Origin of the sequence: Palleronia aestuarii (genome assembly GCF_003253995.1) — a bacterium.
GTDB lineage: Bacteria > Pseudomonadota > Alphaproteobacteria > Rhodobacterales > Rhodobacteraceae > Palleronia > Palleronia aestuarii.
Map to the genome: position 1 here is coordinate 1 of NZ_QKZL01000003.1, position 22,350 is coordinate 22,350.

Consider the following 22,350-nt stretch of genomic DNA (forward strand, 5'->3'; position numbering starts at 1 on the left):
GATCGGCGCACTTCGCGCCTGCCTCGTGCTCGCCAAGGATGCCGATGATCTGCTCGTCCGTGAAGCTCGTTCGCTTCATTGTCCGTCCTCAAGTTAGGGCGGACTCTAATCGACGGTGGAGGGAAAATCCCGTGGCAGGTCAGTCTGGCTCTAATTTAATGAATCTGGAGCCTAGGCTCGGGATGCATCGAGTTTCGCTGAGCTACATTATTCGAAATGCGGAAAACGGAGCCTCGGCTTGAGCGAACGGAATAGCCCAGTATCCCGCCCTTCTTGTTAGGCAATGACAGTTTGCCATCACATCACGGCACTCAATCCCAATGCCCGTTCCTTCAGCGGGGCGCGAAAACGGATCGAGGCGGCTGGATGAGGAGGGCCACCAATGCCGTCCACCCCGTCTGGTGGGAGGCGCCGAGGCCACGGCCCGTTTCGCCATGGAAGAATTCGTTGAACTGGATGAGTTCTTCCTCCTCGGCTCCACCCGTCGGCGCCGGACCACCATTGAACGGGCGCCGGCCTTCGGCGTCTTTCAGGAACAGGGCGCATAGCCGGCGCGAGAGTTCGTCGGCAATCCCTCCAAGGCCGACAGGTTGCCCGGATTTCATCGGGCATTCGACTTGGATGTCGGTGCCGTAGAAGCGTTCGAACTCGCGCAGCGCGTCGATCAGCATGAAGTTGAGCGGCATCCAGATGGGCCCCCGCCAATTGGAATTCCCACCGAAAAGGCCGCTCTGCGAGGGGCCGGGCTCGTAATCTACCGAGAAACTCCGATCGCCGATCGAGATCGCGAACGGAGCTCTGCCATGCGCCTTCGACAAGGATCGTATTCCGAACGGCGACAGGAATTCGGTCTCGTCGAGCATCCGTGCCAGAACCGCCGTCATGCGGTGTCGCCGAAGGAGCGACAGGAGCAGGCGGTCGTTCCGTCCCGGCTCGGCATATCTCGAAACCTGTTCCGTCAGGTCTGGCCGACGCCGCAGCATCCAGTCGAGGCGTCGGGCAAATGCCGGATGGCGTTGCGCAAGATCACCGTCGAGCACTTCGACGGCGCAAAGCGGAATCAGGCCCACCAGAGACCGCACGCGGAGGGTCGTCGTGGAGCCGTCCGGCAATACCAGAACGTCGTAGAAGAAGCCGTCCTCCTCGTCCCACAGGCCGTCGCCGCCTTCGCCCGTGTCCTTCTCCGCCTCAGATTTCCCCAGATGGGTCATGGCGGACGCGATCGACAGGAAATGCTCGAAGAACTTCGAGGCGATGTCCTCGTAGGCGGGATTTTCCTCGGCCAGCTCGAGCGCCATCCGCATCATGTTGAGCGCATACATCGCCATCCAGGCCGTCGCGTCGGCCTGTTCGAGGGTGCCACCTCCGGGAACGGGGGCGGAACGGTCGAACACCCCGATATTGTCCAGACCGAGAAATCCCCCCTGGAACAGGTTGCGGCCCGACGCGTCCTTCCGGTTCACCCACCAGGTGAAATTGGCGATCAGCTTGTGGAAGACCCTTTCGAGGAACGCGCGGTCGGCCCGGCCGGTCAGCGCCGCGTCGGCGCGATAGACCCGCAGGGCGGCGAACGCATGGATCGGCGGGTTGGCGTCGGAGAACGACCATTCGTAGGCCGGCAACTGTCCGCTCGGGTGCATGTACCATTCGCGCGTGAGAAGCAGGAGCTGATCCTTGGCGAAGGCCGGATCGACGGACGCGGCCGCCATGGCATGGAAAGCGAGATCCCAGGAGGCATACCAGGGATATTCCCAGGTGTCCGGCATCAGGATCACCTCGGCATTGTCGAGATGCGTCCAGTCCGCATTGCGACCGCGCCGCCGCTCGGATGGTGGGACGGGGCCCGCCGGATCGCCGTCGAGCCAGCGCTTCACGTCATAACGGTACACCTGCTTGGACCAGAGAAGGCCGGCCAGGGCCCGTCTGTGGACCAGTCGCTCGTCCGGATCGTCGATTCCCTGCTGAAGCGCGTCGTAGAATGCGTCCGCTTCCCCCGCGCGGTCGCGCAGGACCCTGTCGAACGCCGCGTCATCCATGTTCTCCGCGGAGGCGGGGCAGAGGCGGTAGCGCAGGGTCACGCATCCCCCGGCTTCGATATCGTGCTCGGACAACGCCGCGCATTTCGTCCCGGACCCGGGCAACTCCGCCATGCCGGCGACAACATGGTCGTTGATCGCATCCTTGAAGGGCCCCTCGGGGCCGATGCCGTAGAGACGGTGTTTGTTGGTCTCGTTCTCGCAGAACAGCCAGCGGACATCCTGAAGCGCCTCAAGGCGAAGCGGCGGTTTGCGGGGGTGCCGCGCCAGAACCGTTCCCGGCCGATCGGGCGCGATCATCGGCTTGTCGTGATCCTCGGTCCAGCTCCAGGTGTTGCGGGCGACGAGCTGCGGCAAGACGTGGATGCGGGCCGTCTGCGGACCGCGATTGAGTACGGTAACGCGCATGAGCACGTCGTCCGGCCCGGCCTTGGCATACGCGATCTCGATGTCGAAGAACCTGTCGTCGGACAGGATGCCGGTGTCCTCGACCTTGTATTCCGGCGCGTCCGTCCCCCGCCGTCGCGCATTCTCCTCGACGAGGTCGGCATAGGGAAAGGCGCGCTGCGGATAGCGGTAGAGCATACGCTGCCAGGCGTGGCTCGGCACGGCATCGAGGTGCCACCAGAGTTCCTTGGCATCCTCACCATGATTGCCTTCCGCGTTCGTCAATCCGAAGAGACGCTCCTTCAGGATCGGATCCGCACCGTTCCAGAGGCCGAGCGACAGGCACCAGGTCTGCTCCTCGTCGCAGAAGCCCGCGATACCGTCCTCGCCCCAGCGATAGGCGCGGGACCGGGCATGGTCGTGCGGGAAGGCGGACCAGGCATCCCCGTCCGCGCTGTAATCCTCGCGCACCGTTCCCCATTGCCGCTCGGACAGGTAGGGGCCCCAACGTCGCCATTCGGTCGCGTCCGCATCCCGAATGCGTTGTCCTTCCACGGTTTCGAGGATCGGCGCGCCGGGCCGTGGAGCGCTCATCGTGCCTCGGCCCATGCGTCAAGTTCGGAAAGCCGGATCGGCTCGCAGAAGCTGCGGGCGAAGGGGATCGCGAGAATGCTCGGTACGGGCTTCTCGCCCATGAATGGACCTTTGCGAAACGCTCGGGCACCCTGCGCGACGAAGACGGTCGCTGCGTTGTGCTCGATTGCCGAAGCGAGATCGTGGCTGGAGTACTCTTCGGACACCATCCGCCGGAACATCCCCTTCAGCTCATTGAGTAGGCCTGTCGTGCCGAGACGAGCAATGAGGGGCGAGACGAGATTGTAGGGTGAAGAAATATTAAATCGCATTGTCAAAGCCAGCCTTGCTCCGGAGATCTGCAGTGTGGATACCATCGCCGCGGCATGATCCGGTTGCGATCTTTCCGGTAGACCGTTCGTCGGCATGTGGGATCCCATCAGATACGTCCACAGGCATCGTCGAAACGAGAACACCGGGTACGATTTCGGCAGCATACGTCACCGGTTTAATACCGAAGGAAATCTATGCGGCAAGGCCCCCTTAGTAAGGCAATTCAAAGTGGAATGCTGGGTTCGGTGACACCCCGTGTCCCGGCTGGCGTCGGCATTCACGGCAATGCTCCTTCTTACGCAGACCGACAGAGATACCACAGGAATGGGGAGCTTCAGCGTGGTTCACTTGCTCCCGCTTATGACCGGACGTTTAACACACTGTCCGATCACTTCCGGGGTCGGCCTCGCGATATCGGTCCAGCGCCAACGGCCCTCACGCAGGTTCGGCTGATCCGGTCGATGCCCACGCTCGACCAAGTGGAAGCAGACGGTTCGATCTGGCTGTCACGACCCCGATCGGTCGGTCTTGCCGCGCTCTTCTCGACGCGGTGCTGCCGGCACCTCCTTGATCAGGATGTTCTGGTAGGCATAGGGGATCTCGATTCCGGCCGCGTCGAAGCGCTTCTTGACCGCTTCGAACACGGTGTTCTGGACCCCCGCCGCGACGCCGGAATCCGCGCACCAGACGCGCAGGCTGAAATCGACGCTGGAGCCGCCCAGATTGACGACCGGGCAACTGACGACGTCCTCGATCTCGCGGATGCCCGCTGCGACGTCCAGGATCAACGCCCGCGCCGCATCGATATCGGAATCGTATCCCACCGAGATCGGGATCATCGCCATCGTCCGCCGTTCCGTGGCGGACAGGTTGACCATGGTCGCGCTCGAGATCGAGGAGTTCGAGATGATGACCCGGCGATTGTCGTAGGTTTGCAGGATCGTGTAGCCGAGCGACACGTCTTCCACGATGCCGGTCTCGACGCCGGTCGGCGCGCTGATCTGGAGTTTGTCGCCCAGCCGGAACGGGCGGTAGAAGATCAGGCTAAAGCCGGCCACGAAATTCGACAGGGTCGATTGCGCGGCAAGTCCGAAGACGACGGAGGCCACCGAGACGCTCGCCAGCAGCGCGGTGGCGAGCTTGTCGAGGGCCGGGATCATGTGCGCGTAGAGCATGAGGATCAGCACCCAGACGAAGGCGCTCGCGACCTTCGAGAGGAACCCGATGGACATGCGGTCGAGCCGGTTGTCGTGGTCGCGCGCGACGACCAGTCTGATGGTCCGCTTGAGCAGGTGCGACAGCAACAGCCCGGCCAGCAGGAAGAGCATGAGGATGATCAACGCACCCGACCACTTGTCGGGATGGAGATGCGCCGCCCAGCCTTCCAGCGTTGTCCAGGTCATCGGATCCTCCTCGACGTTCCGGGGCGCGCAACCCCGGCTTCATCAAGCACAAGCGACGATAGCCTTCCAGCGGAGACTTCCTGTCCGGCGTCCATCCCGACGGACTTCTCCGCATCCTTCCGCGCCGCCTACAGGACGGGACCGACCGTGGCGATCGCGTTGTTCCAGACCCGCCGGTACCGGGGCCAGGCGGCGACCGTGTCGCGCGTTACCGGATCGGATCGCTCGATATAGTTCTTTTGCCGGTCTCGTACGGCGGAGGTCACATCCCGGTCCTGCAGGAGGATGTTGCTTTCGTAATTCAGGTCGAAGCTTCGCAGGTCGAGGTTCGACGAGCCGATAAGCGTCACCATTCCATCCAGCGTCAGCGTCTTGGCGTGCAGGAGGCCACCCTTGAATTCATGTATCCTGCAGCCCGCCGACAGCAATCGGCCGTAATAGCTTCGGCTCGCTGCCGCGACGATCCAGCTGTCGTTCACCTTGGGAAAGATCAGTGTCGTCTCGACACCGCGATGAGCCGCGGAACACAGGGCTTCCAGGACCGTCGTATCCGGTACGAAATACGGGGTCGACAGCGTGAGGCTGTCCTGTGCGCAGGCGATGAGGGTGGAGAAGAGCTGCGGGGTGGCGCCTGGTCGCTCGGTCGGTCCGACCCCGACGACCTGCGCAGGAAATCCGTCCCGGGCCGGGCTTGCGGCTGGGCTGAAATCATCGAGACCTTCTCCGGTCGCCTGCATCCAGTCGCTTAGGAACAGCAATTCGTTCTGCGCGACGATCGGGCCTTCGAAGCGCATCATTACGTCGACCCAGGGAGCGTATTTCGCTTTGACAAGGAATTCCGGGTCCGCGCAATTCCGGCTTCCGCAATAGGTGATCGTGCTGTCTATGACCGTGATCTTGCGGTGATTGCGCAGGTCCACGCGGCTGGTCAGAACCGTGCGGATGAGCTTGTCGAACGGCAAGGCAACGGCCAATCGCACGCCCGCCTCCTGCATCTGTTGCCAAAGCGGCGACTTGATCATGGCGCGCGATCCCAGGCCGTCGGCCATGGCCCTGCAGATGACGCCGCGCTTTGCGGCCCGGATCAACGCGTGCGCGACGTCGGTCCCCGTCCGGTCATCCAGCCAGATGTAGTAGAGGACATGGACATGGCGACGGGCCGCGTCGATATCGGCGATGAGGTGCGCGGTCGTGGCTGCCGCGTCCGCCATCAGGTCGGCGCTGTTTCCGGCAACCGGATGAAAGCCGTTTATGGAGCCGGCGTATCGAAAGGCGGGCCTGTAATGCGGATCGATCAGTCGGTCGACATCGTCGCTCTTACCCATGAAACGGGTTTCCGTGGCGCGGATCTGGGCGAAGACCTTCTCGTGCCGCTCGTCCGCTCTCCTGCCGAGGTCATTCGCGCCGAAGAGGAAATAGATGATACCCCCGACATATGGCAGCACCGCCAGAACGAGAAACCATGCCAGGCGCGCCTGTGGGGAATAATCATCCCGCAGCAGGATGCGGAGCGTGAACCCGGTGACGATCGACAGATGGAGGACGAGCAGGACCGTCGCCAATGTGCAGTCTCCGTGAATATAACATACGGCCACCTGCCGATGTCAGGACACCCACCGCTTTCCAACTGATCCCATCGCAGTCAAGCAGCGGCGGCATACGTTCGTATACTCCTGAACGAGGCTACCCGGATGTCGGATTCTGCCGACTTCGTGCGAGCTTTCCGAACTCTCTAGGAACTTGGCTCGCGACCGTTCCGCTCGACAAGTCCCGGTGTGATGCTGGGCCTTTCTCCGATTGGCGGGATAAGCATCTTACCAAACGCAAACCGCGTCAGGTGCCGCCACGCCTCGCCAGTTCGATCGGACCGCCTGCCGTGATGACGAAATTTTCAGGCGACAAACGGTCCCTCACGTTCGGCAAGCACTTTCGATACGGTGGAAGCCCGAACCCGAAAAGTTGCGAATGATGCCCCGCGTTGCGGCAGGGTTGCTTGCCCAAAGCAGTCCTTATCGACGCCGGGTCAGGACACGACGACGGACGCCACGGACTGCTCCACCATCCTGATCCGTCCATACGACGTGAGGAACGAGACCTCCGCTGCGTCGAGGCCGACACCCACGCGCGCGATTGTGTCGGCAGGGGCCATGCCCGTCGCGTCGACGAGATGCCATGTTCCGTCGAGAAACACTTCGACGACGGCATGGAAATCCTGCGGATCGACGCCGGGGGCGTAGGCGCTGACGAAACGCGCCGGAATGGCCGAGGCGCGGACGAGCGCGATCAGCACATGCGCGTAGTCCCGGCACACGCCTTGCCGCTGCATGAAGCTGTCGAGAGCGGTGGTGAGCGCGTTGCTCGATCCCGGGACGTAGCTGAACGCGCTCCGCACCCAGTCGCGCATGGCAACCACCCGGGCACCGCCGCTCAGGTGGCCGAATTCCGCGCCGACGAAACTCTGGAAAAGTTCGGCGGGACAATAGCGAGACGGCATGAGGTACCGCACCGTGTCTCCCGGCAGAAGGTGCGGCGCGACGGCATCCAGCATCGAGAGGTCGAGGGACGGCCGGTCGACATGGACCCTGACGGAATAATCGTAGGTGAACCGACCGTCTGCCCGGATCCAGAGCCGCATCCCGATGCCGTCCTCGGCGGAAACGCGATAGAGGTGTTCGGTCTCCGAAATGACGATCTTCTCGTCTTCTATCCGCTGATCGGCGAAATCCGGGACCTCGACCTGCAGCAGGAGATCCGTCGCCCCCTCGAGGTCGTAGACAAGGTGGACATCGATGTCCTGCAGGAGCTTCTGCTCCGTCGATGTCGGGAGGGCATTCTCTTGATTCATCTTATCATCCAATCGGTGAAGCTGCATCCGCGCCTCGCGTGTCCGCCGCTTCCATCGGACGAGGCGATCATCGAACGCATGCGGAGGCTTGGCAATGGGGGCCGCGTGATAGGGGCATGGCGTCCGTGCGGAAACCATCACGAGGGACAAAGGAACCGCCAGCCACCCGTTGCCAATGACCATGTCGCTCTCGTCGTTGTCGACGAGGGTTCGTCAGAAGGCCATGTCGGCGAACGGTAGCGCGGGTGTGGCGGCAAGAAGAGTGATCTGGATCTCGGAAGTGGTCGGCAGGTGCGAGGTATCCGGGTTAGGATGCCGGAGCGTAAGTCTGGGGCGCGATCCGGAGTCTTGCCGGATTGAGGCTTTAATCCACAACCGGCAATCCCGCCTTCGACTGCATTACGTATAGGCTCAGTACGTTTCTGCATGCGAGACCTGCCCCGCAGCGGACCAGCCGGTCAGGGTGCCAACCGGTCGAGTTGCCGCCGATACCGGTTCCCCTCGTGCTCCTGCGCTGGCGCCGAATTCACGTCCGGATCGCCGCGGCGTCGGCGAAACTGACGAGCTTGCGGCCGGTCTCGTCCCAGAGCTTCAGACGCAAGCAGGCGATGCTCTCACGCAGGGTGATCCGCGCCGTTCCGGCGAGCTGCGGATGGTCGCGCAGGACGTCGGGCAGACGGTAGAAGGGGATGCGGCTGTGCAGATGGTGCACATGATGGATGCCGATATTCGCGGTCATCCAGCGCAGTACCGGAGGCAGGTCGTAATGCGAGCTGCCATGCAGCGCCGCTTCGTGAAGCTGCCAGTCCTCCCCTGCGTCCCAAGACGTATCCTCGAACTGGTGCTGCACATAGAAGAGCCAGACGCCGATCGTCGCCGCGGCGATCGTGGTCGGAAGATAGACGAGCAGCATCGCCTCGATCCCGATGAGGGACACGAAGATACCGATGAGAAGCGCGAGAACCGCATTCGTTCCCATTGCGCTCGCCCAGAACTGCCAGCCCGCGTTCAGGGAGCCGGGAAAGCGGTTCTGCCCCCAGAAAAGTAGTGTGGGGAACAGCCCCAGCATGACGAGAGGATGGCGATATATCCGATAGCCGAGGCGCGCCCGCGCGGAGGCGGACTTGTATTCCCTGACCGTCATCGTGTGGACGTCGCCGATGCCGCGGCGCTCCAGATGACCGGCGGTGGAGTGATGGATGGAATGCGAGCGCCGCCAGACCGCGTAAGGCGTCAGCGTCAGGACGCCGAGGCACCGCCCGGTCCAGTCGTTGGCCTTGCGGCTGTTGAAGAACGCCCCGTGGCCGCAATCGTGCTGGATCGCGAAAAGACGCACGAGGAAGCCCGCATTCAGCAACGACAGCGCCACGGCCAGCCAGGCGCTGAGCGACAGCGCCCACCAGGCGGCGGCCCACAGCAGCGCGAGGGGCAGAATGGTCACGACGAGTTCGAACAAGCTGCGCCAGGTCCGCGCATCGCGATAACCCGAGAGGGTCCGGACCCACGGCCAGGCCGGATTCCCGGCGGAAATGGATTGATCAGGCAGGGGAGGAAAAACCTTCAATATGGTGATCGCATTATCGCGAATGTCCCGATGCGGCCGGTATGGATCGGCCACGTCGGAACGACACTTACGGGGAACCCGGGCCGCGTTCCAGTCCCGGAAGTTAGATGAGACATTTTGCACGGGTGCTCCGCGCGTTTCCGGCCTCACGCGGTCCTTTGCGGTATCGTCCCATGCACTGTGCACCGTGCGCGTTACGATTTCTTTTCAACCGCATCGTGGTCGGGGCCTCGCCGAACTCCTCCACGATATACGACGATGTCCTCACTGCGGGTTCGATGCAGGTTCCATAAGCCCCGGTCGGCTGATCGGGGAGGGTCGCAGGCGCATCTGCCGAGATGACCGTGCGACCGTCGCCAAGAGTGCGGCAGCGTCCCTGACAAACCTGTTTTCCGTCACCGTCCGTGCCGCCATCGTCATCGTCTGGCCTCCAGCTTCCAGGAATCCGTTGCCGGGTGCATCGGTCGGGTCGCCTGCATGGCCTCCGGAACGAGACCGCAATCGAAGACCACATCGCTGCCCAACAGGAAGGTTTGCATCGACGGTCGGATCGCATCGCTGAGTTTCTCGGCCGGGTTTTGCAAGGTCAGTCCCTGCGGCCCGGCGCCGATCAGGAGCGGAGATATGGCGACCTGCAGGCGCGAAAGCAGCCCGGCCTCGAGAAAGCCCGCGATCGTGAGGCCGCCCCCCTCCACGAGGAGGTTCTGCAGGCCGTCGGAACGAAGCGCCGTCATGATCTCGCCCGGATCGATCTGGCCGTCGTTCGAGGGCAACCGGATCACGGTGATGCCTGCGGGCCATGTCCGGTCCACGGATTGCACGACGATCCGTCTTGAGCCGTCATCCCTCAGCACCGGTGCATCCTCGGGCAGGCGCCCGCGCGGATCGATGACGATACGCGCCGGGTTCCGCCCCTCGCAAAGCCGGACGGTCAGGCGTGGCGAGTCGTGCAGCACCGTGCGAATGCCGATGATCACCCCATCGACCAGCGCCCGCATGCGATGAAGATGCGCGAGGCCGTCCTTTCCCGAGACGTCGCGCGCATCGCCCGCGACGGTCGCGACGCGGCCGTCGAGCGACTGCCCGATCTGCCCCACGGCGACCGGCCCGAGATCGCGCCGTGCCAGCGGAGCGTAGAGGCGCAGCGCCGCACGCTCGCCCGCGGTCCAATTGCCGCAGCAATTGCACGCCGTTCCTTGCCGGATCGCGAGGAGGCGGTCCCACACCTGCGGTGTGACTTCGGTTTCAGACATGCGCGGTCTCCCGTGGGCGGACAGGGGGCACGGCGAGGAAGTCCGCATGGCCCACGATGCAGCTTGACCGATCCGCCGCCTCGTGGCGATCGCGTTGCCAGCTTTCGGCGTCGGCCATGCCGGTCTCGCAGGCCGCCACGGCGATGCCGCGCGTAAGTTCGTGCTGCAATTCCGCCATGTCGGGACCGAGACGCCAGGGGCTTTCGGCACGGAAGACCGAGAAGCCCTGCGCGGCGAACAGCGCCTCTGCCCGGTCGACGGCATCGGGGCCGAGAGCGGGGCCGAGCCCCTTGTCGCTGCGTTGGTGCAAATTGAACGCGGCGGTCACGGCGTCGTCGCGCGGATCAGGCCGCGTCCATTCCATCCGCCCGTCATATGAAAGGGCCGCGTAGAATGGAGCTTCCAGGCGCTGGGCCAGGCCCGACAACCATGCCTCGGGCATCAGGTCGAGAAGCGCCGAGGCGGTGATCAATGTGGCCCCTTCCAACGGCAGCGCATCGAGGTCGCCCAGATCGGCCACGATGCACTCGGCAGCCTCGCCCACGACGGCACGCGCGATGTCGAGCAACGCGGGATCGTTGTCGACGAGGCGCCAGCGCGTGTCCTCCGGCAGCAGCGGGGCGAGCGCGTGCCATGTCGCACCCGTGCCGCATCCAAGGTCCACGACGAGTGGCGCTGGTCCCGCCGCGGTGGCAGCCCGCTGCAACAGCGCGACGTCGCGAGCCGCCCTGTCGGCGGGGTCCCGCAGGGCGAGCCACTCGGCTGAGAACCCCACGCCTCAGATCTCCGCCTCGTACCAGGCGCGGGCGAGGTGGCTTTCGTGCAGCATGATGCGCAGCTTCTTCACGCGGCCGTCATCGCCGAGATTGCCCGCCCTGACCTGAGCGGCGAGGGTCTCGAAGATATGGCCGCAGAGGAATTCGGTCGTGGTGAACTTGCCCGCGAATTCGGGGACCTCGTCGAGGTTCTTGTAGCGCAGCGGCTCCAGCGTTTCCGCGAGGGCCTGCGTGGCCAGCCCGATATCCACGACGAGGCCATGCTCGTCGATCCCCTCGGTGAAGAACGCCGCGTCTACGGTGAAAGTCGCGCCATGCATGCCCTGTGCCGGGCCGAAGACAGGCGCGGGAAGGGAATGGCCGATCATGATGTGGTCGCGGACTTCGACGGCGAACATGGTATCTCCTTACTGTGTGTCGTAGCGAATGCGGTGGCACAGGGTGTCGGGGTCCGACAGGATCGCGGCGTAGACGTCGGGCAGTTCAGCGAATTCCGTCTCACCGGAGATGAGCATGTCGAGCACCGGATCCCGCAGCAGATCGAGCGTCTTGGAAAGGCGGCGCGCGTAGGTCCATCGCGGCGCGCGCGCGGTGGGGATCCGGCCGACCTGCGAGCCCACGATGCGCAATCGGCGGCTGTGAAAGGCACCGCCCAGCGGAACGGGCACCGTGCCCGCACCGTACCAACTCCCTTCGAGCACCGTGGCCTCGAAACCCGCGCAGTTCACGGCCGTCTCAAGCCCCGCGCCCGTTGCCGACAGGTGCAGGACCACATCGCAATCCTCGGGTGCCGCGGACGGGGCGGCGAAGGTGCAGCCGAGGGCCTGCGCCAGAGCCGCGCGATCGGGATTGGTGTCGACCAGCGTCACCTCGGCACCCGGCAGCCGCGCGGCGAGGTAACCGGTCAGCGCCCCGACGACACCCGCGCCCACGACCGCGATCCGGTCTCCCGGGCCCGCGCCACTGTCCCAGAGCAGCGTCAGCGCCGTCTCCATGTTGGCGCCCAGTACCGCCCTGGTCGGCGGCAAACCGTCGGGCAACGGTGTCAGGGCTTCCTCAGGGAGCCGGAAGCGCGTTTGATGCGGGTGCAACGCGAAGACGGTGCGTCCGGCGAGCCGCCCCTCCGCCACGCGCCCGACAGCGCTGTAGCCGTATTTCACCGGGAACGGGAACGTGCCTTCCATCGCGGGCCCGCGCATCCTGTCATGCTCGCTCTCGGGCACGCGGCCTTGGAGGACCAGCCGTTCGGTTCCCCGGCTGATGCCGGAGTAAAGCGCCTCGACGAGCACGCCGTCGCCCATTTGCCCGGGGCGCGCCTCGGCCCGCCCGGGGCCGATGCACCAGAGCGCGGGCGATGTCCTCACGGCCGGTGTTCCGATGGCGCAGCACGCGGCATTCGCCGGCCGCCAGCGGAAGTGATCGAGGCTTCTGTGCCAGCCTTCCGCGCCGCCTTCGATGCTGGTCTGATGCCGTTGAAGCATTCCACCGGTCGTGGGGCTGCCGCGGGTGACACGGTCCGTCGGCTTAGCCGGTCGGAGGTGGGGTTCGGAATCCAGGTGGCGATTGGCAGGCTTGGCGACATGGAGCCCCGTGTTGCGTTATTCATTGCACGCATAATAGGCCAATTAGCGGATCGGCGAAACATACGGGTGCGTGCGGCACCCGCATGCACTCCCCGGCACCCAGCATTGCTCGACCGTCCTGTCGATGTGTTCACCCATGCTGGACAGCCTCTAATCGAATGATCCACCCGATCTCGAGCGGGCGCTGGTGACCCATGATAATCTTGTGATCATGCCTGCCGGGCAGCAGTTCTGCGCCGGCGTCCTCGATGCAGGTCGCACGAGGATCAAAATACATTGCCATGCCGCCGCCGGGTCTTCGACGATCCGCTGAGCCCGCATACCTCGTCGACGCTTCGATCTCGTTCGACGCACCATCCGTCCGCAACGACCCCCGGTCATCACTCTCGCTCTTGCAGGCCCGCGTACTGCCCTGCCGCGACAGAGGCCCGATCCGGTGCAAGAAGTTCGAGGTACCGACCGGCGGATCTACGATCCGGTATCGGTCATTGCTTGAGGCGGCACCGGTTTGTTCAATGAGCCGGACATCATGACAGTGAACGGAAGCGAGCACGGAGTGGGCTCTTGAGATTATCGCTCAGTACGAGTCGGCGACGAAACGGTCCGCGTACCTCAACGTCTCGCCGAACCGAAAGCCGGTCATATCAGCGCATTATGTCCGACCCTCTTTCGCCGGATGCGCTGCAAGCCTCCCCTCATTCTCGCTCATGGCGTCAGCGCTCCTGTAGCGACGCGGCTCAGCACGTCGTCGACCACCTGCGCGGTGGTGGCCCAGTCCGGAAGCGTCTCTCCCGCCGCGATGGACGCCGCCGCCATGTCCCCATGCCGCTTCGGGTCGTCGAGCACCGACGCGAGGGCCTCGGCGAACGCGTCGGGATCGTCGGGCGGGACCAGCACTCCGGCGCCCGGAGCGACGGTATCAGGTACGGCGCCGACGGCGCAGGTCACGATGGGCAGGCCATGGGCCATCGCTTCGTCGAAGACGATTCCGTGGCCTTCGTATCGCGTGGCGAGCGCGAAGAGGTGCGCCCGTTCGTAAAGGCGCGTGAGTTCCACGCCCGGCACTTGCCCGGCCAGGGTCACCCTGTCGGCAAGCCCGAGGTCACCCACGAGGCGCGCCAGCATCCCGGCATGGGCGGTGTCGAGCGGCGCGCCCGCCACGACCGCCTGCCAGGACCGGTCGGACACCCGTGCCAACGCCCTCAGCAGGACGTCGTGCCCCTTGCGGGGCATCTGGATACCGACCGACAGGATCAGCGGCGGGTCGCTTTTCCCGGATTGTCCGGACCGCGGGTCGCTGCCCGGCCGGGCGATGGTGATGCGGTCTTGGGCCACGCCGTAATCCGAAACCAGCAGCGATCCGATATGCGGACTAGGCACGACGATGTGGGCCGCTTGCCCGAGGTTCCTCAGCTCGGTCCGATGGAGATGGTCGCGGCGTTCGGCGGAGAGCCCGCTTTCGAGGGCCAGGGGATGATGGACCAACGCGACGATCGGCGCGGACATGCCGGTCAGGACCTCATGGTCCATCGCGCCCATCGCCAGCCCGTCGATGATGACCGGGCAATCCTCGGGCACCGCCGCCAGACGGCGCGCGGCGTCCTGCATGTCGGCCCGGGTCGGGTCGGGAAAGGAAGCGCCGAGGGCGATATGCGTCACGTCACGATCCAGCGCGCGCAGGCTTGCCAGCAGCTTCCGGTCGAAGATGTAGCCGCCCGTGAGGGTGGTCAAATCGCCGGGAACGGCAAAGGCGGCGCGTCGGGGGTTCATCAAGGGTGCCTCCCGCAAAAAGTGATGGCGCAACGCCGGACTGGTTCCGGAATTGTGTATTCGGATAGGGCGTCCGAAGCCATCATGTCGTGCCCGGAATGGTCAGGTGTCAACGCGAGGGTGCTCGATCACCCGGCGTACACGTTCACTCCAAGTCACGGCTCGGTGAAGGTCGAGAGCACCCCGCAGGCTGGGGTGCGCCCTTAGATCACGCCGGAAAACGACGTTTTGCCGTTCAGGTTGGCTGGCGTTTGAAGATGGCACGGTGGCCTGCCCTGAACCATGGGTTCGTGCTTTCGCGGATATTCATCGCGTTCGGCACCAATTCGAAGGCGAGAACGCTCCTAAGTAAAGGGCTCTTCGGTTGGAGCGACGGACGACCTGCGCATCGGCAAGACGCCGAGGAATAGGCTTGCGCGGTGCAGCATATCACGTGCGCCAATGCGGGTGCGCAGGATCGGGGTCATTCCACCTTAACCCCCCCGAAGAGCATTTCGCGGGGCAGGTCGAAGATGGAGTAGGGATTGAGCGAAGGCGGTGCGCTCGCCGCGTCGAGACGTGCGATCTGGGCATCCGTCAAGCGCAGGGACATGGCCTCGATGTTGCTTCGCAATTGCGCGGCCTTGCTCGCGCCGAGGAGTACCGCAGTCGTCGCCCGCCGCGACAGAAGCCAGGCGAGGGCGACCTGTACCAAGGATACGTCATGCTCGGCGGCGATTTCGCGCACGATGTCGACGATATCGAAGTTCCGCTCGGTGAACAGCATTCCGCCATAGGGGTTCGCACCGCTCAGACGTTCGCGCGGTTGATCCGTATCCGCGTCGGCGGCGGTGGGCACCACGACCTCCTGTGAAGCTGCGGACAGTTTCTCGCGCCCGTACTTGCCCGTGAGCAGTCCGCCGCCCAAGGGGCTCCATGGCATCATTCCGAGGCCGAACGCCCGTGCCATGGGCACGATGTCGAGTTCCACGCCCCGCTCGACGAGCGACCACGCGTATTGCAGGCCGATGGGCCCCGGCAACCCTTGCGCGGCCGCCAGCGTGGCGACCCTGGCCACATACCAAGACGGGGTGTTCGAAAATCCGTAATAGAGGATCTCGCCCCGCGAGGTCGCGTCGGCCAGCGTGCGCAGTACCTCCTCGGCGGGAGTGAGCTGGTCCCAGACATGGACCCAGTAGAGGTCGATCCGATCGACCCCCAATCTCTTCAGCGACCCCTCTATGCCGAGGCGGATGTTGTAGGCGCCGTTGCCACCGTGCAGCGGTGTGCCCTGGCTTCTCGGAAAGCCCGATTTGGTCGAGATCACCAGCCGGTCGCGCAGGCCGCTGTCCTTCAGGAACCGGCCCAGCATCTTTTCGCTTTCGCCGGCGCTGTAGACGTCGGCAGTATCGATCAGGTTGCCGCCCGCCTCGACATAGGTGTCGAGTATTTCGCGGGAGGCGGGTTCGTCGGCGCCCCAACGGCCCGCTCCGAATGTCATGGTTCCGAGCGCCATCGGGCTGACGATCAGGCCGGAACGGCCAAAGGGGCGATAATGGGTCATCTGCATGGGTATCTCCTTCTGTTGACCCGAAGATAAGAGGCTGCACCGGGACGGATTAGCGGCTACCTCTGCGATGAGCTTCTGAGGAATGTTCAGCAATGGCGCGGATACCGCTCAATGATCTGGCCGGCTTCTCGGCCGTGGCCCGGGCTCGCAGCTTCACCGCCGCCGCCGCGGAACTGGGCGTATCGCCATCCGCGCTCAGCCACGCGATACGCGGATTGGAGGAACGGATCGGCGTGCGGCTGCTCGCCCGCTCGACCCGTTCCGTGGCCCCGACAGAGGCCGGGTCGGTTCTGCTCGCGCGTCTCGACCCGGCCCTTGCCGAGATCGACGCCGGGCTTGAAGAACTCGCCGCATTCCGCGACGAGCCGGAGGGCCTCGTGCGGATCACCACGTTCCACTGGATCGCCACGGGCTATCTCACGTCCCGCTTGCCCGACTTCCTCGCACTCCATCCCGGGATCACGGTCCAAGTCACGGTCGACGACGGTTTTCAGGATATCGTTTCGGGCGGTTTCGATGCGGGCCTGAGATTCGGCGAGGATGTCGAGAAGGACATGATTGCGGTGCGCGTCGGACCGGCGCTGCGGCATCTCGTCGTGGCTACGCCGGAGTATTGGGATCGCCACGGCCGTCCCACCCATCCCCGCGACCTCAGGGGCCATTCCTGCGTAAGCTATCTCGAGATGAGCACCGGCAGGATCAGCCCTTGGGAGTTCGAAAAGGAGGGGCGCAGGGTGCGCCAGCGGATCGAGGGGCCGCTGATCTGCAACTCGACCGATCTCGGCCTCGCGCTCGTGCGCCGGGGAGGGTGCGTCAGCCTGCACATGGAGGACGACATCGCGGGCGATCTCGCCTCGGGAACGCTCGAGGCGGTTCTGGAAGACTGGTCGCCCCCCTTCGACGGGGTCTTCCTCTATCATCCCAGCCGACGGCAGACACCGCCCGCCCTGCGCGCCCTCATCGATTTCCTGAGGCGCTAGCCGCCGGTCCGCGCCGTTCCGCACCTGTACGATATGAGGGAGGAAGCGCGAGGAGGTACGATTAAAGTGTCGATTTGCTGGATCGTGCCGCAACGCTGGATGCGGGCGGGAAGGGGCATCTTCTAGACCCTGCTGCGGTGAACCTTGGTGCCTACCCTGACCGGCGACGCGTCGTCGGTTTGATGCCTCGCGAACCGTCCCGTCTGCGGTACACGAACCCCTCGAACCACCCCGACGAGATCAGGCCTGGATCCGTCGCCCGAAGTTTCCCAGTGCGTGCAGGATCTCGGTCGGGTCATAGGGTTTGGAGAAGGCCACGCTCCGCGCCGGCATCTCGTCGGGTGTCGCTTTCGCCTGGCTCGAAACGATGATGAACTCCACCGGGGGCCAGCGTTCGCGTACCGCCGCCGCGAGCCTTACGCCGTCGCACGATCCCGGCATGTCGACATCCGTAAAGCAGATGCGGATCTCGTCGTGCCGCTCCAGCGCCCGGATGGCCCTTTCGGCATCGCGCGCCCCGTAGGCCTTGAAGCCCGCCTCGATCGCGAGGTCCATCGCCTCGGCCCGGATGACGGGGTCATTCTCCACGACGAGGACGGCGTATCGGGGCGGATCGGGAAGTCGGGACATACGGAAGAGAGCACCCTCAGGACGTCAGAGACGATGCCGTCCCCACTAGTTCGAACTGCACGCCACCGGGATCGAAATCCAGCCGACCGGTCCCGTCGAAATAGGAGCCGACGATCCGCTCGATCAGCTTGGAGCCGAAACCGTGCCGTGTTGGCATAGCAACGGGCGGACCACCGATTTCGATCCATCGAAAGACGAATTTGCCGTCTCGCCGTGACCAGGATACGTCGATGCGGCCGTCATCGCTCGACAACGCGCCGTACTTTGCGGCGTTCGTCGCCAATTCGTGGATCGCGAGACTGAGGCCGAGGGCCTGCTGCGCGCTCAGTCGGTGAAAGGGCCCGCAAGCGGTGATGCGATCCCCCTCGCCGATATAGGGCTCGATGGCGGCGCTGACCACGGCGCGGACATCTGCTTCCTCCCACGAGGTATGGGTCAGGATGTCCTGCGCGCGGGCGAGCGCGGACAGGCGCGAGGCGATGGCGATGCGTCCGGCTTCCATGCTCTCCGCCTGACGGAGGGTCTGCGTCGTGATCGCCTGCACGATGGCGAGCGTGTTCTTCATGCGGTGAGCCAGCTCGTGGTTGAGCGTGATCTGCCGAGCCTCGGCCCGTAGCCGCCCGATGGCGGCCTGCAGGCGGTCGCCGACCTGCTGCACGAAGCGCAGTTCGTTGTCGGTCCAGGGCCGGGCCGTGATTCCATGTGCGAACATGACCAGAACCAGACGGCCGCTCTCGCGGATCGGCAGGTTGAGGAGCGCGCGGATCTGGAGGGCGGCGAAGCCGTCGACGGAGGCCTGCGTCCGGGGGTCGGTGGCCACGTCGGGGATCGCGACCGTCTCGCCCCGCTTCAGATCCTCGATGAATGAGCCGAAAGCCCGGAAGGCGTGATGCCCGGCGATGCTCGCCACGCCGGGCGCACATGTATCGGGAGGTATGTCGACGGTCTCCGTAGCCTGATCCACGAAGCCGAAACCGTACCTGTCCGCGTCGAGGCCTTCCGAGATGCAGTCCGTCGCCACTCGTACGATGTCTTCGATCGTACCGAGATCGCGCAGCTCGTCGCCGAACCGCAACAGCGCCGCCTGACGACGATCCTGGAAGATGCGATCGGTGACCTCCCGGAAGATGGCGGTGAAGCGTTCGCCTCCCGCATGCTGGACCGCACCCTCGTACCAGCGCCCGAGCGTACGGACCGGCCTCGCGAAACGAACGGCTTCTCCGGTTTCGACGGCGGTCGCTATGTCGGAGATCCATTCGTCTTCGATGTCCGGAAAGAGTTCGCGGATCGTCCTGCCTTCAGCCCGTCCGCGCGTGGTCCCGATGAGTTCGTACCAGGCGTCGTTGACCGCTTCGTAGCGCCAATCGACTACATTGCCGGAGGCGTCGCGCACTAGCTCTCCCAGGATGAAGCCCTCATCGAGCGTCTCGAAGAGCTCGCGCCACTTGGCCTCGTTGCGGATGAGGGCCTGCTCGATCTTCTGGCGCTCCTGCAAATCACGGATCACCGCGCCGAAGCCGATCGTGTCGCCGGTGCCGTCGGTGATCGGCAGGACGTGGTAGAGCACCGGGATCTTCTCTCCGGTTCGCAGGTTCTTGAATGTCAGTTCACCCGACCAGTGCCCCTGTCGGGCAAGTGCCGGTCGTACCCGTTCGACGAAGGTTCCCGCATCCTCCGCGGAGCAGCATTCCGCCATGTCGATCCGCGTGATGTCCGCATTCTCCAGTCCGACGAGGCGGCGGGCGGATGCGTTGAGATGGAAGAAGCGTCCATCGCTGTCGGCCATACCGATGAAATCATGGCTGTTCTCCGTCAGACGGATGAACCGGTCGCGCTCCCGTGCCCGCGCATCGAGATCGGGCTCGGCCTTGAGAGCTTCGGTTGGCTCCGTGGAGACGCACAGGAAGCCGTCGGTTGCGCCTCGCTCCGAACGGATCGGCGTGAGCGAGAAGCTGAAACGCGTTTCCTCCGGGCGGCCGTTGCGCCGGACGACCACCTCGATGTCGTCAATCTGTGTCGCGGTGCCGGCGCAGGCCGCTTCGACGATCGGGCGCATCTCGGCTTCGATTTCCTGCCAGACCTCCGGAAGCGGACGCCCCAGAGCATCCGGGTGTCTATCCCCGAGGATCGGTATCAACGAGTCGTTGTAGAGGAGGATCTGTTGTTCTCCCCAGACGAGGAACATCGCCTGACGCGAATCCAGCATGAGACTGACCAGTGTTCGCAAGGATGTGGGCCAGAGTTCCGGCTGGCCCAGTGATGACACGCTCCAGTCCTGCTCGCGCAGGCGCCGCGCCTGCTGGCTGTCACCGGTCGGGAAATGATGCATGCATTTCTCGCTACCTCTGGAAGCTTGTTTCGTTCGGCACGCTGGCCGTCACGGTAGCCATTCTCGATGGTTGGAGCAATCCGGCGGCGTTTCCGAGTTGATTTTGGGTAATCCTCGCCGATTCTTCGAGATTATCGAAAAATTCGACGGAGTCACCGTTCGCATGTCCCGTAGCGATGACCGGCGTTCGGAGAGACCTGAGGCAATCCTGCATTGCGGGTCCCGGCGGCATCCAAATGACGTATGCCGAGACGATAGCCGCCCGTGTGAGCCTCGAACACGGCTCCCGTGCAGCTTACCCATCGAGGTCGGTACGGTAGCGGGGCGGCAGCCGTGCCATCGATACTTCGATGAACGCCGTTCGGGATAATACCGCGTTCCGCCGGCTTGTCGCGGCGCTGAACCGGATGCTTGCGCATCCTGATCTTGCCCTCAAGGGAACAATACGCTCTGCGGTTGATTGGCTCTCCATGAGAAAGTCACGTCTCCTCGGGGGGCTAGGCCTCGCAGGGCTCCTCGTCCTGGCCGGCGCGTTCGTCTGGGCGGCCGAGCCGGAAATCGATGTCGCCGAACCGGTGGACCCCTCCTCACTCGATCCCGACCTTGTCGAGGAAGGCGCGCGTCTCGCGGCTGTCGGGAACTGCATCGCGTGTCACACCGTGCCGGGTGGAGAGGCATTCGCCGGCGGCCTGCCGCTGCCGACGCCGTTCGGAACGATCCACTCGACCAACATCACGCCGGACCCCGAGACCGGGATCGGCCGCTGGAGCGAGGCCGCGTTTCGCAGGTCCCTGCACGAGGGCGTGGCGCGCAACGGAAGCCATCTCTACCCGGCCTTTCCCTACACGCATTACACGCTCACCTCCGACGAGGACGTGGCCGCGCTCTATGCCTACCTGATGAGCCGCACCCCGGTCGAGAAGACGGCGCCGGAGAACGATCTAGTGTTTCCGCTCGGCTTCCGGCCGCTCCTCGCGGGGTGGAAGCTGCTCTACTTCGATGACGGTCGTTTCGAGCCTGTGGCGGCGGAGAGCGATGACTGGAATCGCGGTGCCTACCTCGCCGAAGGGCTCGGTCATTGCAGTGGCTGCCACACCCCGCGCAACGCGCTCGGCGCGACGATCGACGACGAGCATTGGGCGGGCGGCGAGGCCGAGGGCTGGACGGCCTACGCGATCAACGAGAGCAACCCGGCCCCCGTGCCCTGGGACACCGACGCGCTGGCCTTCTACCTGCGCCACGGCTGGCATCCGGCGCACGGCGTCTCGCGCGGGCCGATGGCGGAGGTGACGGGCAATCTCGGGCGGCTGCCCGATTCCGACATCCATGCCATCGCCGTCTATACCGACGCGGTCATGGGCGAGCCCGATGCGGCGCGGCAGACTGCCGCTGACGACCTTCTCGCGGCCGTTGAGAATGGACGGGGGTCGGGGCAATCCGCCGACACGATGGCCGCGATCCCGGCCGCGGAGGGCGATCGCGGCGCCGCGCTTTATGCAGGGGCCTGCGCCAGCTGCCATTCGGCGGGCCGTCCGCAGCCCTATGGCGGGCTCGACTTCCGCCTCTCGACCGCGGTCCATTCGGACAATCCGCAGAACATCATCAATGTCACGCTCTACGGCCTGCCGCCCGCGGACGGCGCGGCGAGCCCGATCATGCCGGCCTTCCACGGGGTCCTTTCGGACGACGACATGGTGGCGCTCATGAGCTATATGCGGGAGACGTTCACGGACGAGCCCGCCTGGGAGGGCCTCGAGGAGCGCGTCGCGGACACCCGGTCGGGCGCGCATCACGTCAGCGTCCGGCCCGCGGACATGATCGAGCGGGCGCCGGGCAACCTTGGAGCGGAGGAACAGCCATGGCGACAGGACTGACGGTCAACGGCGAAGCGGTGGAGGCGCGGTCCGACCCCGACACGCCGCTCCTCTACGTCCTGCGCGACGAGCTTGGTCTCAACGGCGCGAAATACGGCTGTGGCCTCGGTCAATGCGGAAGCTGCACGGTGATGGTCGACGGGGAGGCGGTGCTTTCCTGTCTCATGCCGCTCCTGACTGTCGAGGGGCGCGAGGTCACGACCGTTGAGGGTCTCGGGACGCTCGAGGAGCCGGGCCCGATGCAGCGCGCCTTCATCGCCGAGAACGCGGCGCAATGCGGCTATTGCATCCCCGGCATGATGATGCGGGCCCAGGCGACGCTCACGGCCAATCCCGATGCGAAGGAGGTCGAGATCCGGCAGGCGCTTGAATACAATCTCTGCCGGTGCGGCACGCATATGCGTATCCTGCGCGCCATTCGCCGGGCGCAGGACGAGATGCGCAACGCGACCGAGGAGGCCTGAG

Annotated in this window: 17 protein-coding genes; 3 read left to right on the forward strand and 14 right to left on the reverse strand. The window is 64.9% G+C overall.

From position 1 onward, the window contains the following. Nucleotides 1-332 precede the first annotated feature (332 nt). From LX81_RS04095 to LX81_RS04150, 12 genes are all read right to left on the reverse strand, one after another. Nucleotides 333-3,017 carry an MGH1-like glycoside hydrolase domain-containing protein gene (locus LX81_RS04095; protein WP_111536359.1) on the reverse strand — a complete coding sequence of 895 codons (2,685 nt, stop codon included), beginning with the start codon at nt 3,015-3,017 and terminating at the stop codon, nt 333-335. Continuing rightward, the gene (locus LX81_RS21835) at nt 3,014-3,424 is read right to left on the reverse strand and encodes a hypothetical protein (RefSeq protein ID WP_146259385.1); all 411 of its coding nucleotides are present in this window, start codon (nt 3,422-3,424) and stop codon (nt 3,014-3,016) included. Before LX81_RS21835 ends, LX81_RS04095 begins: the two co-directional genes overlap by 4 nt. Before the next feature lie 411 nt (nt 3,425-3,835). Further along, the gene (locus tag LX81_RS04105) at nt 3,836-4,732 is read right to left on the reverse strand and encodes a mechanosensitive ion channel family protein (protein WP_111536039.1); all 897 of its coding nucleotides are present in this window, start codon (nt 4,730-4,732) and stop codon (nt 3,836-3,838) included. Between the two features lie 128 nt (nt 4,733-4,860). Next, nucleotides 4,861-6,294: a cardiolipin synthase gene (gene cls, locus LX81_RS04110; RefSeq protein ID WP_111536040.1), complete on the reverse strand. Its 1,434-nt coding sequence runs from the start codon at nt 6,292-6,294 to the stop codon at nt 4,861-4,863. A 461-nt stretch (nt 6,295-6,755) separates the two neighbouring features. Beyond that, on the reverse strand, nt 6,756-7,577 hold the full coding sequence (locus tag LX81_RS04115; protein ID WP_111536360.1) for a transglutaminase-like domain-containing protein: 822 nt from the start codon (nt 7,575-7,577) through the stop codon (nt 6,756-6,758). Nucleotides 7,578-8,103: 526 nt separating this feature from the next. Next, a complete protein-coding gene (locus tag LX81_RS04120; RefSeq protein ID WP_373280267.1) occupies nt 8,104-9,018 on the reverse strand; it encodes a fatty acid desaturase in 915 nt (304 codons plus the stop codon). Nucleotides 9,019-9,557: 539 nt separating this feature from the next. Continuing rightward, nucleotides 9,558-10,394, reverse strand: a complete 837-nt coding sequence (locus LX81_RS04125) for a RibD family protein (protein ID WP_111536041.1) — start codon at nt 10,392-10,394, stop codon at nt 9,558-9,560. Next, nucleotides 10,387-11,169, reverse strand: coding sequence for a class I SAM-dependent methyltransferase (locus LX81_RS04130; protein WP_111536042.1), 783 nt, complete (start codon nt 11,167-11,169; stop codon nt 10,387-10,389). The genes LX81_RS04125 and LX81_RS04130 overlap by 8 nt, the downstream gene beginning before the upstream one ends. Before the next feature lie 3 nt (nt 11,170-11,172). Further along, the gene (locus tag LX81_RS04135; protein WP_111536043.1) at nt 11,173-11,568 is read right to left on the reverse strand and encodes a 6-pyruvoyl trahydropterin synthase family protein; all 396 of its coding nucleotides are present in this window, start codon (nt 11,566-11,568) and stop codon (nt 11,173-11,175) included. Between the two features lie 9 nt (nt 11,569-11,577). Then, nucleotides 11,578-12,534 (reverse strand): zinc-dependent alcohol dehydrogenase, encoded by a 957-nt coding sequence (locus LX81_RS04140; protein WP_234822485.1) that lies wholly within the window; start codon nt 12,532-12,534, stop codon nt 11,578-11,580. Nucleotides 12,535-13,458: 924 nt separating this feature from the next. Further along, nucleotides 13,459-14,523, reverse strand: a complete 1,065-nt coding sequence (locus tag LX81_RS04145) for a glycosyltransferase family 4 protein (RefSeq protein WP_111536044.1) — start codon at nt 14,521-14,523, stop codon at nt 13,459-13,461. A gap of 463 nt (nt 14,524-14,986) precedes the next feature. After that, nucleotides 14,987-16,072 (reverse strand): aldo/keto reductase, encoded by a 1,086-nt coding sequence (locus LX81_RS04150; RefSeq protein ID WP_111536045.1) that lies wholly within the window; start codon nt 16,070-16,072, stop codon nt 14,987-14,989. Between the two features lie 92 nt (nt 16,073-16,164). Between LX81_RS04150 and LX81_RS04155 the strand changes: the two genes are divergently transcribed. Then, on the forward strand, nt 16,165-17,052 hold the full coding sequence (locus LX81_RS04155) for a LysR family transcriptional regulator (protein WP_111536046.1): 888 nt from the start codon (nt 16,165-16,167) through the stop codon (nt 17,050-17,052). A gap of 240 nt (nt 17,053-17,292) precedes the next feature. Here the strand turns inward: LX81_RS04155 and LX81_RS04160 are convergent, their stop codons facing one another. Both LX81_RS04160 and LX81_RS04165 read right to left on the reverse strand, forming a co-directional pair. Further along, complete coding sequence (locus tag LX81_RS04160) at nt 17,293-17,682, reverse strand: response regulator (RefSeq protein WP_111536047.1); 390 nt, start codon at nt 17,680-17,682, stop codon at nt 17,293-17,295. A gap of 16 nt (nt 17,683-17,698) precedes the next feature. Next, nucleotides 17,699-20,011: a PAS domain S-box protein gene (locus LX81_RS04165; protein WP_111536048.1), complete on the reverse strand. Its 2,313-nt coding sequence runs from the start codon at nt 20,009-20,011 to the stop codon at nt 17,699-17,701. A gap of 470 nt (nt 20,012-20,481) precedes the next feature. On the opposite strand from LX81_RS04165, the gene LX81_RS04170 reads away from it, so the two are divergent. Both LX81_RS04170 and LX81_RS04175 read left to right on the forward strand, forming a co-directional pair. Next, nucleotides 20,482-21,885: a cytochrome c gene (locus LX81_RS04170; protein ID WP_111536363.1), complete on the forward strand. Its 1,404-nt coding sequence runs from the start codon at nt 20,482-20,484 to the stop codon at nt 21,883-21,885. Continuing rightward, nucleotides 21,870-22,349: a (2Fe-2S)-binding protein gene (locus LX81_RS04175; RefSeq protein WP_111536049.1), complete on the forward strand. Its 480-nt coding sequence runs from the start codon at nt 21,870-21,872 to the stop codon at nt 22,347-22,349. The genes LX81_RS04170 and LX81_RS04175 overlap by 16 nt, the downstream gene beginning before the upstream one ends. Nucleotide 22,350 lies beyond the last annotated feature (1 nt).

Bases quoted from the DNA above. Each gene is read 5' to 3' on its own strand.
- LX81_RS04115 (WP_111536360.1), bottom strand. From the start codon at position 7,577: ATGAATCAAGAGAATGCCCTCCCGACATCGACGGAGCAGAAGCTCCTG.
- LX81_RS04150 (WP_111536045.1), bottom strand. From the start codon at position 16,072: ATGCAGATGACCCATTATCGCCCCTTTGGCCGTTCCGGCCTGATCGTC.
- LX81_RS04165 (WP_111536048.1), bottom strand. From the start codon at position 20,011: ATGCATCATTTCCCGACCGGTGACAGCCAGCAGGCGCGGCGCCTGCGC.
- LX81_RS04125 (WP_111536041.1), bottom strand. From the start codon at position 10,394: ATGTCTGAAACCGAAGTCACACCGCAGGTGTGGGACCGCCTCCTCGCG.
- LX81_RS04145 (WP_111536044.1), bottom strand. From the start codon at position 14,523: ATGAACCCCCGACGCGCCGCCTTTGCCGTTCCCGGCGATTTGACCACC.
- LX81_RS04155 (WP_111536046.1), top strand. From the start codon at position 16,165: ATGGCGCGGATACCGCTCAATGATCTGGCCGGCTTCTCGGCCGTGGCC.
- LX81_RS04095 (WP_111536359.1), bottom strand. From the start codon at position 3,017: ATGAGCGCTCCACGGCCCGGCGCGCCGATCCTCGAAACCGTGGAAGGA.
- LX81_RS04175 (WP_111536049.1), top strand. From the start codon at position 21,870: ATGGCGACAGGACTGACGGTCAACGGCGAAGCGGTGGAGGCGCGGTCC.
- LX81_RS04105 (WP_111536039.1), bottom strand. From the start codon at position 4,732: ATGACCTGGACAACGCTGGAAGGCTGGGCGGCGCATCTCCATCCCGAC.
- LX81_RS04170 (WP_111536363.1), top strand. From the start codon at position 20,482: ATGAGAAAGTCACGTCTCCTCGGGGGGCTAGGCCTCGCAGGGCTCCTC.
- LX81_RS21835 (WP_146259385.1), bottom strand. From the start codon at position 3,424: ATGCCGACGAACGGTCTACCGGAAAGATCGCAACCGGATCATGCCGCG.
- LX81_RS04160 (WP_111536047.1), bottom strand. From the start codon at position 17,682: ATGTCCCGACTTCCCGATCCGCCCCGATACGCCGTCCTCGTCGTGGAG.
- LX81_RS04135 (WP_111536043.1), bottom strand. From the start codon at position 11,568: ATGTTCGCCGTCGAAGTCCGCGACCACATCATGATCGGCCATTCCCTT.